The sequence below is a fragment of the Stenotrophomonas sp. 364 genome (assembly GCF_009832905.1).
GTDB lineage: Bacteria > Pseudomonadota > Gammaproteobacteria > Xanthomonadales > Xanthomonadaceae > Stenotrophomonas > Stenotrophomonas maltophilia_AP.
The window spans coordinates 1,442,047-1,455,805 of sequence record NZ_CP047135.1 but is presented as its reverse complement, the minus strand read 5'-3'; the positions used below and the strand labels follow the sequence as shown (position 1 = coordinate 1,455,805).

Genomic DNA, 13,759 nt, shown 5'->3' with positions numbered 1-13,759 from the left:
GGGCGCGTCGCAGCGGCCCGGCCCGGCGGTCATTCCCAGCAACGGTCGGCGCGGCCCTTGAGGGTCTGCGCGCGCGTGCAGTCACGGGGGGCGATGCGTCCCTGCGTCAGTTCGGTCTTGCGCTTGCGTCCATTGGCGTCACGGGTCAGTTCGAAGCCGTCATACAGCTGGCCGGTGACCGTGCGTGCTTCGTAGCGCAGGTGTTTCGGGTCGATCTTCAGCACTTGGTAGAGCTGGGTGTCTTCGCCCACCGGCGCCATCGTCGCGCGCGCCTGCTCAGAAAGGCGGTATTGCTTGGGACCGGCCACGGTGACCACGAACTGCGGGGTGGCGCCCTGCCCCTCGCCACGACGGCCATAGGTGTGGTCGTGGCCTTGGAGCACCAGGTCTACCTGATGGCGGCGCACCACTGGCAGCAGCACGTCGCGCAGTTCGGCGTTCTCACGGCCCTCGCGCGGCGAGTAGAACGGCTGGTGCAGTAGCACGATGCTCCACGGGTGCGGGTTGTCGGCCAGCACCGTGTCCAGCCACGCGGCCTGCGCCTGCGCGGTGCCCAGGTCCAGTGCCGAGGTGCCGTCGAGCACGGCGATACGCACGCCCTGGTAGTCGAACCAGTAGGTGCTGGTGTCGGCCGCGTCCACGCCATTGCGCGGCAGCGCGAAGGTCACCGGCCAGTGCCGGCCCAGCACGCGACGCTCCTGCGGGGTGTCTTCGAATTCCTCGAAATACTCGTGGTTGCCGATGGCCGGGGCCACGGCGGTTTCCTGCGGCAGCCAGCCCGCGGCGGCGAACCACTCGCCCCACTCGCTGTCGTCCTGGCCGTCGCCGCCGCTGACCAGATCGCCGGCGAACAGGCTCAGGCGCGCGTCCGGTGCGGCCTTGATGCCCGCACGCAGCACGCGCGAGACGTGGCTGAGGTTCTTGTTCTGGGTGTCGCCGAAGTACAGCAACGTCAGCGGCTGCCGTGCGGTGCCTGCGGTGCGCAGCTGGTGCCACGCGCTCCAGGTGCTGTTGCCCTGCACCCGCCAGAGATACAGCGTGTCCGGCTGCAGCCCGGCCACGTCGGCGCGATGGTAATGCGCCGTGCCGTTCTCGGTCTCCAGCGCGCGCGTGGCCGCCGTGATGCGGGTGGGCGTGCCCACGTCCGGCGAATCGCCCGCCACCACCCACTCCAGCGTGGGCGCACTGACCGACGCATCGGTGCGCCAGGACACCCCGAAGCCGCGCGCAGCGTCCTGCGCCGGCGAGGCCACCATGCGGTCCGGGAAGCCCGTGGCCGCATAGTGGCGGTTGCCCGCCGGCACCTGGGTGTTGGGTTCGGCAGCGCTGTCCGGTGCCTTTGCGGCGGCCAGGCCGTTGCCCAGCAGCAGCGCCAACAGCAGTGCCGTGGTGTTGATCGTGGCGCGGGTCATGGCGTGCACTCCAGCGGCAGCGACAACTGCCGGGCGACGTTGGCCCAGTCGAACGCCACCACGCCCTGGTCGTCATGCACGGCATACAGCACGCCGTGCGGGAACCGCGCAGACGCCGATTGATCCAGCCAGATGCCGTCGGTGTTGGCCACCGTGTTGCCCTGAAACGCACCGACATGCTTCAAGGTGTGACGGTCGAACAGGTGGAACACGCTGCGCTGCTTGCCCTGCTCGGTGGTGATCCACCAGCCGTCCTTGCCGCAGGTTTTCAGCATCACGCCTTCGGCCTGCGCCTGGAAGGCATCGCGGCCAAACGTCGTACCAGTGAAGCGGCCTTCCAGCGTGTACACCTTGATTTCGCTGGCGTAGGTCTCGTCTTCCTCGGCAATCAACAGGCGGTCGTTGGCCGGGTCGCCCCAGATCGATTCGACCACGCGCAGGGCGCCGGCCTCGCTGGTGTCGCCGATGCTGCCCACCAGCGTGGCGTCCAGCGCGCTCCCCTTCAGCGTGAGTGCGTAGCGGCGCACGCGCTTGTCCAGTTCGGCCAGGGGCGGCAGCACGTCATTGCCCTGCGCGTCTTCGCCGGCATCGTAGGAGTCGGTGACGTACACGTCGTAGCCTTCGCGCTGTTTGTTCACCCAGAGCCCATAGGGCTTGCGCAGATCGGCGGCGGCGAACACCCCCAGCGGGGCGAAATCGGGCAGGTGCAGCACCTGCACGCGGTGGTTGTCACGCTCCACCACCAGCACCAAGTCGTCGATCACGGCGATGCCGTTGGGGCGGTCGAACTGGCCCGGCGCGGTGCCCTGGCTGCCCACGTCACGCAGGTGCGCGCCGGTCTGGCCGTCATAGACCACCAGCTTGTGGGTGGTCTTGGCAGTGGCGATCAGCCACTGCTTGCCGTCAGGCGCGGTCCAGCTGGCCGGGGAGTCGATGTTGTCGGCCGGGGTCATCGGGGTGAGGAAGGCTTCGGCCACGGTGGCTACCGAACGGGGCGCGGCGGCGCTGGCGGGCGTATCGGCCGTCGGGGCGGACGCGGGTTTGCACGCCGCCAACAGGGCCAGGCTCACCACCGCCACGGCATGACGTGCGCGCATCACAGCGCCACCTTCAGGCCCAGCGCATAGGTGCGGCCGTATTCTTCCATCTGCAGCGTGCGCGAGCGCGTGCCCTGGTACAGCTCCAGCGGCTTGTCGAGCAGGTTCTGCGCTTCCAGGTATACGCTCACGTTGGCGGTGATCTTGTAGCCTAGGCTGAAATCCAGCTGGGTGTTGGGCGCCACGTAGATGTCGTAGGCAGCGCTGTCACCCAGCGTGTCCAGGTACTCGCTGCGGTACACCGCCGCCAGGCGGGTGCTGAAGCCGGCCTTCTCATAGCCGATATGCGCGGTGTAGACGTGCTTGGAGGCGCGCGGCAGCATGAAGTCGTCGCGCTCGCGCCCGGCCACGCCAGGATCGAAATCGGTATCCAGCCAGGTGCCGCTGGCGCCCACCAGCAGGCCGTCCCAGCCGGCCGGCAGGAACGCCAGCTGCTGCTGCCAGTTGAACTCGGCACCCTTGACGGTGGCCTTGTTGCCGTTGATCACCCGGGTGACCTTGAAGTCCGGGTAGGCCGGGTCGGTCGTGCTCACCGTATTGACGATGTAGCCGTCGATCGCCTTGTGGAACAGGCCCAGCGACAGGATGCCGGTGGTGCCGATGTACTTCTCGATCGACAGGTCGACGTTCTTCGATTCGTACGGGTCCAGCTGCGGGTTGCCGATGCGCACTTCCTCGTCGCCCCGGCTCAGGCCGACGCGCGGGGCGATGTCGCCGAACGACGGGCGCGAGACGGTCTTGTTGGCGGCCGCGCGCAGCACCCAGGCATCACCGGCGTCGTAGCGCAGGTGCAGGCCCGGCAGCACGTTGGTGTAGCTGCGGCTGACGGTGAGCGGGGTCACGGTGTAGCTGCGGCCGTTGCTGGCCACGTCCACGCTGTTGCCGGTGGCGCTGAACTGAGTGTTCTCCACGCGCACGCCGCCGATGATGCGCAGCGCACCGATGTCCCAGGTGCCCATCGCGTAGCTGGCGAAGATGTCCTCGCGGGCGGTGTAATCCTCTTCCAGCGAGGCCAGCGCATTGCCGCCGGCATCCTGCGGGCGCGCACTGTACTGGCCGCCGAACTGCGCCCAGTACCGGCGCATCGCGTCCGAGCTCATGCCCTGCCCCAGCGTGCCGCCGCGGTGCTCGGGCGTGCCGGTGGTCCAGTCGGACAGGGCGATGTCCGGGCCAACCCGCAGCTCGCGCTCGTTGCTGTCCACGTCGCGGTCGCGCCAGCGGCCGAGCAGGCCGACCTTGTAGCTGGCGTTGTCGCCATCGAAGCGCAGGTTGACCTGCGCGCTGTGTTCCTTGTCGTCCACCCGCTTGGGTGACAGCACCACGCGGTCGAAGTCGTAGTTGTCGTTGTCCAGCCAGCCCGCATCGCTGAGCGCGATGCGCGGCACCCGGCTGTTCTGGTCGACGGTGGCGGACAGGTCGTCGCCGGCGTACTCGAACCGCGCTTCCATCTCGTCGTTCACGCGCTCTTCGGTGCGCGTATAGCCCACCTTGTAGTCGACCACCGCACCGCTCAGGCGGTTCTCACCGCCCATGCTGGCGGCGAAGGTGTTTTCCTTCTTGGTGCGGTAGCGCATGCGCTTCTGGATGCTGTCGGCGGCCAGGTCATCCACGCGGTACTGGTTGCCGCCCAGCGCGGTGATGCCTTCGTCACCGAAATCGAAAATGGTGCGCTGACGCGTTTCGGCGTCGTCGAACTGGCTGTACAGCGTGCGCAGGTAGTAGCGGTTGTCCTCGTCGGGATGCCAGTCCAGGTTGAGGTTGGCGCCGATGCGCTTGCGTTCGATCTCGTACTTGCGGCGCTGCAGACTGGTGGCGAACAGGTCGTCGTCGGCACCGCCCTCGAAATTGCCGTACTCCACCTCGGTATTGTCCGATTCGAAGGTGCGCTTCTGGTAGTTCACGCCCACCGCCACGCCGAAGGTATCGGCGAACACCTCGCTGTAGTTGAAGGCCGCCTTGGGGCTGGTCTCGCCGGACAGCTGCTGGTGGCTGGCTTCGATCTTGCCGCGCAGGCTGCGCCCGTCGCGGTCGAAGGCCGAGGCCGACTCCACCAGGATCGCGCCGCCGATGGCGTCGCCGGGCATGTCCGGGGTGGGCGACTTGACCACGCGCAGGCGCTCGGTCGAATCGGAGGGGATCACGTCCAGCGGCGCGGCGCGGCTGGAGTCTTCCGGAGTGCCGATGGCGATGCCGTCGACGCTGACGCTGTTGAGGTTGGCGTCCAGGCCACGGATCACCACAAACCGGCCCTCGCCCTGGTCACGGGTGACGCTGACGCCGGGCAGGCGCTGCAACGACTCGGCCACGTTCTTGTCCGGGTACACGCCCATGGCGTCGGACGATACGGCGTCTTCGATGGCGTCGCTGCTGCGCTTGAGGTCGACCGCGCGGGTCTGCGACTCCAGCTGCGGGCGCACTTCGACCCGGTCCAGGTCGACGGCCCCGGCTCCGCTGGCCCCGGCGCCTGCCGCGGTTTCGGCGGCGAATACCGACGGACTGGCCATCACCAGCAACGACAGGCTGATCGCCCGGCCCAACACGCTCTTGTTCTGCACGGCATTCCCCAACGGCGTAAAGATTGGGTCAGCACGGTATGTCCGGGAGGTTGCATGGGCGTGACACGCGGGCGGCCGGGAGCGCCGCTGGCCGCGGTCGGGCTTTGGCTTCGGGTGGGGTTGCGGCACACTAGCGGCCTTCCTGCTTCCCTTGCCTTTCCCCATGAAAATCGTCGAAGTGCGCCATCCGCTGGTGCAGCACAAGATCGGCCTGATGCGCGATGCGTCCCTGAGCACCAAGGATTTCCGCGAACTGGCCAACGAGCTCGGCGGCCTGCTGGCCTACGAGGCCACCGCCGACCTGGACACCGAAGCCCACACCATGGCCGGCTGGGCCGGTCCGGTGACGGTGCAGCGCATCGCCGGGGCCAAGATCACGGTGGTGCCGATCCTGCGTGCCGGGCTGGGCATGCTCAGCGGCGTGCTGTCGCTGATCCCGGCCGCGCGGGTCAGCGTGGTGGGCCTGCAGCGTGACGAGGAGACCCTGCAGCCGGTGCCCTACTTCGAGCGCCTGACCGGTCGCCTGGAAGAGCGCGATGCGTTGATCCTGGACCCGATGCTGGCCACCGGCGGCACCCTGATCGCCACCATCGACATGCTCAAGCGTGCCGGCGCGCGCCGCATCAAGGGCATTTTCCTGGTGGCTGCGCCCGAAGGCATCGCCGCCGTGCAGGCCGTGCACCCGGACGTGGAGATCTTCACCGCCGCCATCGACGCCCAGCTCAACGAAAAGGGCTACATCCTGCCGGGCCTGGGCGATGCGGGTGATCGCATCTTCGGTACCCGCGTCGTCGGCTGATCCACGCGTTCGCCGGCGGCCCTGCGCGGCCGCCAGCCCCTTCACGCGGCCTGCTCATCGGTGGGCAGAAGCTGCGCGCAACCCTACCCATGCGTGGAGTGTTGCCATGAAGACTGTGTCCCTGCTGGCCTGCCTGCTGCTGATCGGCAGCCCCGTGCTGGCCCAAGCGGCTACCCCGCAGCAGCAGCGCATGGCCGACTGTTCGGCCAAGAACAAGGGCAAGACCGGCGAGGACTACAAGTCCGCGCAGAAGGCCTGCCTGAGCGGGCCAGCACCGACGGCGACCACGCCGCAGGAACGCATGAAAACCTGCAATGCCGATGCCGCCGCGAAGAAGCTGGCCGGCGATGCACGCAAGACCTTCATGAGCGGGTGTCTTAAGGCGCATTGAGGGCCGCGCCGGGTTGGCCGGTCGCGATTTGGGGGCGTGCCGACCAACGGTCGGCACCTACCCGTGTTCTTGGACGGACGCTCCCACGGTGGTGCCGGCCGCTGGCCGGCTCCACGTTATGCGTCCGAGGTTCATGAGGAGCCGGCCAGCGGCCGGCACTACCATGACGTGCCGACCAACGGTCGGCACCTACCGCGTTGCGGGGTGTGTCACGCCAGCGCGCGGGCCTTCAGTTCGCCCTGCTCGTGGACGGTGCCGTAGCGGCCCTTGTCGTCGCGTACCACCTGCGCCAGCGCGCACTGCGGGTCGTGGGTAAAGAACAGGTGCACGTTGCGCGCCAGTTTGTCTTCCAGGAAGCTGCGCTTCTCGTCGATCAGCAGCTCGGCGTTGCGGTCGTAGCCCATGGTGATCGGCACGTGCACCCACGACCGCCCGGGGATCAGGTCGGCGCAGAACACCACGCCGCCGCGCGGCTGGCCATCGACCTGCTCGGGGCCGACGATCTCGGCTAGCATCAGGCCCGGGGTATGCCCGTCGCTGAAGCTGAAGCGCACGCTGTTGCCCAGCGCCTTGGAATACGGCCCTTCCACGATCTCCAGCCGCCCGCTGGCCTGCAGCAGGCCGGGCAGCTCTGGAATGAAGCTGGCGCGGTCGCGTGGGTGCGGGTGCAGCGCCCGCTGCCAGTGCTCGGCGCCCACCAGGAAGGTGGCATTGGGAAACAGCAGCTCCAGCTCGCGCCCTTCGCTCCACTGCGCCAGCAGCCCACCGGCATGATCGAAGTGCAGGTGGCTGAGCACCACCACGTCGATATCCTCATGCTCGAAGCCGGCCTCGCGCAGCGATTCCATCAGCACGTGGCTGGGTTCCTGCACGCCATAGCGGTCGCGCAGCTTCGGCTCGAAAAACGCGCCGATACCCGTTTCAAACAACACCGTCTTGCCAGCAAGCGGGCTGGCCAGCAGCGCGCGGCAAGCCAGCTCGATCCGGTTCAGATCATCCGGTGCCGCCCATTTTTCCCAGACCGCGCGCGGCGCATTGCCGAACATCGCACCGCCGTCGAGCTTCTGTGAGTTACCGCGTATCGACCATAGTTTCATGCGCAAATTATCCGGCGCGACACGTTAAATATTCGCTAGGCGCATCGGTTCAGACAACGAAAAACCCCGCCGGCCGGCGGGGTTTTCGCGGGACCTGCGAACGCCGGCTCAGCGCGCGGCGGCAGGCGTTACCGCCGCACTGCCCACCGGGTTGCGCGGGTCGCTGCCGCCACTGAGCACGTTGGCCTTGCGGTCCCACTCCACGGTCTGCAGGTTGCCCCACACATGGCTGGAGCCACGGCCGCCCTCGGCGCTGTCGCCGGGCAGCTCGATCTTGTGGCCCATCGCCTGCAGCTGCTTGATCGTGTCCACCGACAGCGCGCCGGTTTCGGCCGAGATCTCGTCGGGCAGCCACTGGTGGTGGTAACGCGGCAACGCGGCGACCTGCTGTGCACTCAGGCCGTCGTCGTAGCCCAAGATGCCCAGCAGCACCATCGTGATGATGCGGCTGCCGCCCGGGGTGCCCAGCACCACCACCTTGTCGGACGATTCCATGAAGGTGGGGGTCATCGAGCTGAGCATGCGCTTGCCCGGCTTGGGCGCGTTGGCCGCATAGCCCATCACTCCGAACGCATTGGGCGTGCCCGGCTTCAGCGCGAAATCGTCCATTTCATTGTTGAGCAGCACGCCGGTGCCCTTGGGAATCAGGCCCGAGCCGTACAGCAGGTTCACCGTCTGGGTGGCGCCCACGCGGTTGCCGTCGCGGTCGATGATCGAGAAGTGCGTGGTTTCGTCGTCTTCCAGCGGGGTCGGGTTGCCCGACAGCAGGTCGCTCGGGGTGGCCTTCTCCGGGTGGATGGTGGCGCGCAGGCCCTGGGCGTAATCCTTGCTGGTCAACACCTTCTGCGGAATCTGCACGAAGTCCGGGTCGCCCAGGAAGAACGTGCGGTCACGGTAGGCGCGGCGCATCGCTTCCACCACCAGGTGAGTGCGGTGGGCCTGGTCCATCGATTTGAGATCCCAGCCCTCCAGGATCTGCAGCATCGACGCCAGCGCGATGCCGCCGGACGACGGCGGCGAGGCGGTGGTGATGGTCCAGTCGCGGTACTTGAACACGATCGGCTCGCGCAGCTTGACCCGGTAGCCGGCCAGTTCGTCGGCAGTCCACGTGCCACCCGCCTGCTTCACGCCCGCCAGCAGCGCCTTGCCGGTCTGGCCGCGGTAGAAGCCATCGAAGCCCTTGTCCGCCAGCCGTTCCAGCGTGGCGGCCAGTTCGGGCTGGCGGAACAGGTCGCCTTCGGCGATCGGCTTGCCGTTGCGCAGGTAGACCTCGCGCGTACCGGGGTAGCGCTCCATCACTTCGCGGCGCGATGCATAACCCTTGGCCATGCGCGCATACACCGGGAAGCCTTCGCTGGCGATCCGCATCGCCGGGCCCAGCGAAGTGCGGAGCGGCAGCTTGCCGTGCTTGGACGACAGCTCCACCAGCGCCGCCGGCAGGCCGGGGATGCCGGCCGACCACGGGCCGTTGACCGAGCGGTCGCGGTCCAGTTCGCCCTTGCTGTCCAGGAAGGCGGCCTCGGTGCCGGCCTGCGGCGCGGTTTCGCGCGCGTCCAGCATCACGTCTTTGCCGGTGCGGGCGTCATGCAGCAGGAAGAACCCGCCGCCGCCCAGCCCCGAGCTGATCGGCTCGACCACCGCCAGGGTGGACGACACCGCCACCGCCGCATCGAACGCATTGCCGCCCTTGGCCAGGATCTCCATGCCGGCCTCGGTGGCCAGGTGGTGGCCGCTGGCAATGGCCGCGCCGTCCGGATGGCTGGCCAGGGAACCCTGCGCGGGTGCGGCGGACCCTACCGCCGGGGACCACAACAGGACGAGCAGCAACCAACGACGCGACAACATGTTCATTCGGATGGGGGCTCCGCATAAAGTTCGGGATGGTCGCGCTGCAGCCCGAACAACTTGGCCAGCAGGGCGTCCTGGGTTTCCGGGATGTCCGGATCGGGATCAATGCATTCGACCGGGCAGACGACCACGCACTGGGGTTCGTCGAAATGTCCCACGCACTCGGTGCAGCGGGCCGGATCGATCACGTAGATGGTTTCACCCATCGAGATGGCCTGGTTGGGACAGGCCGGCTCACACACGTCACAGTTGACGCAGAGCTCATTGATTTTCAGCGACATGGCGTTACTCCACGCCCGCGCCGGCGGATGAAGACCGGCCAGCGCACGGGCGCCGGCCGGTCATCGGCAGCTTCCTCGCAGAAGCCGCCCGGGCCACGCGGAACGCGCGGCCGCCACTGCACGGGTTACTTGGCTTCTACGAAGATGTACTCGGCGCCGGTCGGCTGGATGATCGACTGCACGCGGGCGTTGTCAGCGGCCTTGCCGATGAACACCACGCGCACGTTCTTCATCGAGTCCGCCGGCACGTCCTTGAACACGGCCTGGATCATGTCGGCCATCTTCGAGGACGCCGAGGAACCGAAGGCCAGCATGTTGCCCGGCTGGATGCCGCGCGCGACGGCCTGGGTGGCGCTCTCGACCTGACGCTCGTACTTGGCCGCGAACTCCGGGTCCGATTCCGGGGACAGGTAGTACAGGAACGGGCTGTTGGTGATGTTGCCCATGTTCTGCACGGCCACGGCCTGCAGGTACTTCTTCCAGCCGGCGTCGTCATTGGCGTCCGGGGCGACCAGCGCCTGCTGGGCTTCGACGACCGGAGCAGCCTCTTCCTTCTTGCAGGCGGTGAAGGCCAGCGCGAACGACGCGATCAACATGGCACGCATGGTGTTGTTCATGGAATTCCTCCCTTGGTGATTCTTGGTATGTGTGGATCTGACAGGTGGTTACGACTGGCCCGACTTCGCTTCACGGACCTTGCGCAGCGCCTCGAGAACCGAGGCGGGCACGAAGCCGGACACGTCGCCGCCCAGGCGGGCGATCTCGCGGACCAGCGAAGACGAAATGAAGCTGTGCTGCTCGGCCGGGGTCAGGAACAGGGTCTCGACCTCCGGGATCAGGTGGCGGTTCATGCTCGCCATCTGGAACTCGTACTCGAAATCGGAGACCGCGCGCAGCCCGCGCAGCAGCACCCCGCCCTGCACCGAGCGCACGAAATGCGCCAGCAGGGTATCGAAGCCGATCACCTCGACGTTGCGGTTGTGGCCCAATGCATCGCGCGCCAGCTGCACGCGCAGCTCCAGCGGCAGCGTCGGGCCCTTGGACGGGCTCTGCGCCACGCCGACCACGACCTTCTCGAACAGCGGCGCGGCCCGGTTCACCAGGTCGATGTGACCGTTGGTGATCGGATCGAAGGTGCCCGGATAAACGGCAATGCGGCGGTTGGCCACGGTCATACGTCAGCTACACGTTGTGATCTGGTGAAAGTGTAGCAGTGGCGCGGCGGTACAGGGCAAAACGCACCTCCCGGGTACCGCCCTCGCGGTGCAGCAGCCACGGCGCGGGCACCCGCGGCGCCTGCTCGGCCGGTGCCTCCAGGTACAGCCAGGCATCGGCGGCCAGGTGCGGCCCCAGCCCGGCCAGCACCTGCTCCCACAGCCCGGCGGCGAACGGCGGGTCCACGAACACGATATCGGCCTGCCCGGCCGGCGGCTGCGCCAGCCACTGCAGCGCATCGGTCTGCACCACCGCCACCTGCCCCTGCGCGCCCAGCTTGGCCACCGATTCGCGCAGCTGGCGGGCCAATGCGGCATCGCGCTCCACCAACGTGGCCTGCCCGGCTCCACGCGACACGGCCTCCAGCCCCAGCGCCCCGCTCCCGGCAAACAGGTCCAGCACCCGTGCCCCGCCAATCCGCGGCATCAGCCAGTTGAACAGCGTCTCCCGGACCCGGTCGCTACTGGGCCGCAGCCCCGGCGACAGCGGCACCGGCAACTTCGTCCCGCGCCATTTGCCGCCAATGATCCGCACCTGGCCCACGGCCGCCGCCACCGGCGGGCGCGGCTTCATGCGCGGCTCCGGAAGGAAAGAGCGGACAGGTCGAACGGGCGGGAGCAGGTCATGGGCACGAAGATCAGGCGATTCAGGTCGCCATTCTAGGCCGTCCAGCCACCCTCACCACACACATGCCAATGGCGGAACGAAAAGCAGCCACGCACGGCGTGGCACTACCGGCATCGCAGGCATCGCAGGCATCGCAGGCGTCGGAGGCGTCGGAGGCGTCGGAGGCGTCGGAGGCGTCGGAGGCGTCGGAGGCGTCGGAGGCGTCGGAGGCGTCGCAGACATCATCCGCGCCCCCCGGAACGTCTGCCAGAGGTTGGCGGGGGCGCGGTCCCGGGACCGTTGGGCAACATGGATGTTGCCCACGAGGCTCCAGGGATGGATTTACGCCGTGTCCCGGGACCGCGCCCCCGCCAACCTCCCACGCAGACAGGCAGGCGCCGCGATCCACGCTTCATGCCTCATGCTCCGGCTTCGGCTCCGGCTCACGCTCCTGCCCCGCTCTTGAAAACCACCCCCACCACCCCTACCCCTTGAGCCAGCCGCCGCGCCGGGCGCGGCATCGTCCAAGGAGCATCGTCACCGTGACCGAGCAGACCCAAAAACAAACCCTGGGCTTCCAGACCGAAGTCAAACAGCTGCTGCAGCTGATGATCCACTCGCTGTACTCCAACAAGGAAATCTTCCTTCGCGAGCTCATCTCCAACGCCGCCGATGCCTCCGACAAACTGCGCTTCGAAGCGCTGACCCAGCCGGCCCTGCTCGAAAACGACGGCGACCTGCGCATCCGCGTCAGCTTCGATGCCGACGCCCACACCCTCACCATCGACGACAACGGCATCGGCATGAGCCGCGAGGATGCCATCGCGCACCTCGGCACCATCGCCAAGTCCGGCACCGGTGACTTCCTGCGCCAGCTCTCCGGCGACCAGAAGAAAGACTCCCAGCTCATCGGCCAGTTCGGCGTCGGCTTCTACAGCGCCTTCATCGTCGCCGACCAGGTCGACGTCTACTCGCGCCGCGCCGGCCTGCCCGCCAGCGAGGGCGTGCACTGGTCCTCGCGCGGTGAAGGCGAGTTCGACGTCGAAGCCATCGACAAGCCGGAGCGCGGCACCCGCATCGTCCTGCACCTCAAGGACGACCAGCACGATTTTGCCGATGGCTGGCGCCTGCGCGGCATCATCAAGAAGTACTCCGACCACATCGGCCTGCCGATCCAGATGGTCAAGGAACACCACGGCGACGACGCCCCGGCCGAAGTTGAATGGGAAACCGTCAACCGCGCCAGCGCGCTATGGACCCGCCCGCGCACCGAGATCAGCGACACCGAGTACCAGGAGTTCTACAAGCACGCCGCCCACGACCACCAGGATGCCCTGGCGTGGAGCCACAACAAGGTCGAAGGCAAGCTCGAGTACACCTCGCTGCTGTACGTGCCCGGCCACGCCCCGTTCGACCTGTACCACCGCGACGCCCCCAAGGGCCTGAAGCTCTACGTGCAGCGCGTGTTCGTCATGGACCAGGCCGAACAGTTCCTGCCGATGTACCTGCGTTTCATCAAGGGCGTGGTCGATTCCAACGACCTGTCGCTGAATGTCTCGCGCGAAATCCTGCAGTCCGGCCCGGTCATCGACTCCATGAAGTCGGCGCTGACCAAGCGTTCGCTGGACAAGCTGGCCACCGACAAGCCCGAGGTCTACGCCGGCTTCTGGAAGCAGTTCGGCCAGGTGCTCAAGGAAGGCCCGGCCGAAGACTTCAACAACCGCGAAAAGATCGCCAGCCTGCTGCGCTTCGCCTCCACCCATGACGCCAGCGGCGAGCAGAGCGTGTCGCTGGCCGACTACGTGGGCCGCATGATCGAGGGCCAGGACAAGATCTACTACCTGACCGGCGACAGCTACACCCAGGTCAAGGACAGCCCGCACCTGGAAGTGTTCCGCAAGAAGGGCATCGAAGTGCTGTTGTTCACCGACCGCATCGACGAATGGTTGATGGGGTATCTGACCGAGTTCGACGGCAAGTCGTTCGTCGACGTCGCCCGTGGCGACCTGGACCTGGGCGCACTGGAAAGCGCCGAAGACAAGCAGGCCCAGGAAGAGGCCGCCAAGGACAAGCAGGGCCTGGTCGACCGCATCAAGGCCGCACTGGGCGAGGATGTCGCCGACGTGCGCGTGTCGCACCGCCTCACCGACTCCCCGGCGATCCTGGCCATCGGCGAACAGGACCTGGGCCTGCAGATGCGCCAGATCCTGGAAGCCAGCGGCCAGAAGGTGCCCGACAGCAAGCCGGTGTTCGAGTTCAACCCCGGCCACCCGCTGATCGGCAAGCTGGACCAGGAAGCCGACGCCGCACGCTTCGACGATCTGAGCCGCGTACTGTTCGAACAGGCCGCACTGGCTGCCGGTGACACGCTGAAGGACCCGGCCGCCTACGTGCGCCGGCTCAACAAGCTGCTGCTGGAATTGTCGGCGTAAGGCGATCGATGGTGGGTGGGGCGTGC

At 67.6% G+C, this 13,759-nt stretch carries 12 protein-coding genes; 3 read left to right on the top strand and 9 right to left on the bottom strand.

Translation table 11 applies throughout. The features are described from left to right. Nucleotides 1-29 precede the first annotated feature (29 nt). The 3 genes from GQ674_RS06830 to GQ674_RS06820 are packed head-to-tail and all read right to left on the bottom strand — an operon-like array spanning nt 30 to nt 5,064. Nucleotides 30-1,412, bottom strand: coding sequence for a metallophosphoesterase family protein (locus GQ674_RS06830; protein ID WP_159496454.1), 1,383 nt, complete (start codon nt 1,410-1,412; stop codon nt 30-32). Then, nucleotides 1,409-2,509, bottom strand: a complete 1,101-nt coding sequence (locus GQ674_RS06825) for a phytase (protein ID WP_159496453.1) — start codon at nt 2,507-2,509, stop codon at nt 1,409-1,411. The genes GQ674_RS06830 and GQ674_RS06825 overlap by 4 nt, the downstream gene beginning before the upstream one ends. Further along, nucleotides 2,509-5,064 (bottom strand): TonB-dependent receptor, encoded by a 2,556-nt coding sequence (locus GQ674_RS06820; RefSeq protein ID WP_159496452.1) that lies wholly within the window; start codon nt 5,062-5,064, stop codon nt 2,509-2,511. Before GQ674_RS06820 ends, GQ674_RS06825 begins: the two co-directional genes overlap by 1 nt. A gap of 163 nt (nt 5,065-5,227) precedes the next feature. On the opposite strand from GQ674_RS06820, the gene upp reads away from it, so the two are divergent. Together upp and GQ674_RS06810 are read left to right on the top strand one after the other, a co-directional pair. Continuing rightward, a complete protein-coding gene (gene upp / locus GQ674_RS06815) occupies nt 5,228-5,863 on the top strand; it encodes a uracil phosphoribosyltransferase (RefSeq protein WP_019183235.1) in 636 nt (211 codons plus the stop codon). Nucleotides 5,864-5,969: 106 nt separating this feature from the next. Then, nucleotides 5,970-6,254 (top strand): PsiF family protein, encoded by a 285-nt coding sequence (locus GQ674_RS06810; protein WP_159496451.1) that lies wholly within the window; start codon nt 5,970-5,972, stop codon nt 6,252-6,254. A 209-nt stretch (nt 6,255-6,463) separates the two neighbouring features. Here the strand turns inward: GQ674_RS06810 and GQ674_RS06805 are convergent, their stop codons facing one another. From GQ674_RS06805 to rsmD, 6 genes are all read right to left on the bottom strand, one after another. Continuing rightward, complete coding sequence (locus tag GQ674_RS06805; protein WP_159496450.1) at nt 6,464-7,351, bottom strand: MBL fold metallo-hydrolase; 888 nt, start codon at nt 7,349-7,351, stop codon at nt 6,464-6,466. A gap of 108 nt (nt 7,352-7,459) precedes the next feature. Further along, entirely contained in the window at nt 7,460-9,202 is a 1,743-nt protein-coding gene (gene ggt / locus GQ674_RS06800; protein WP_159496449.1) for a gamma-glutamyltransferase, read from the bottom strand. Beyond that, a complete protein-coding gene (locus tag GQ674_RS06795) occupies nt 9,199-9,480 on the bottom strand; it encodes a YfhL family 4Fe-4S dicluster ferredoxin (protein WP_038689019.1) in 282 nt (93 codons plus the stop codon). The genes ggt and GQ674_RS06795 overlap by 4 nt, the downstream gene beginning before the upstream one ends. A gap of 125 nt (nt 9,481-9,605) precedes the next feature. Then, nucleotides 9,606-10,097: a hypothetical protein gene (locus GQ674_RS06790; protein ID WP_128096528.1), complete on the bottom strand. Its 492-nt coding sequence runs from the start codon at nt 10,095-10,097 to the stop codon at nt 9,606-9,608. A 48-nt stretch (nt 10,098-10,145) separates the two neighbouring features. After that, entirely contained in the window at nt 10,146-10,655 is a 510-nt protein-coding gene (gene coaD / locus GQ674_RS06785) for a pantetheine-phosphate adenylyltransferase (RefSeq protein WP_159496448.1), read from the bottom strand. Between the two features lie 7 nt (nt 10,656-10,662). Then, nucleotides 10,663-11,268 carry a 16S rRNA (guanine(966)-N(2))-methyltransferase RsmD gene (gene rsmD, locus GQ674_RS06780; protein ID WP_159496447.1) on the bottom strand — a complete coding sequence of 202 codons (606 nt, stop codon included), beginning with the start codon at nt 11,266-11,268 and terminating at the stop codon, nt 10,663-10,665. Nucleotides 11,269-11,843: 575 nt separating this feature from the next. Between rsmD and htpG the strand changes: the two genes are divergently transcribed. Continuing rightward, on the top strand, nt 11,844-13,733 hold the full coding sequence (gene htpG, locus GQ674_RS06770) for a molecular chaperone HtpG (protein WP_159496446.1): 1,890 nt from the start codon (nt 11,844-11,846) through the stop codon (nt 13,731-13,733). The last annotated feature ends 26 nt before the right edge of the window (nt 13,734-13,759 follow it).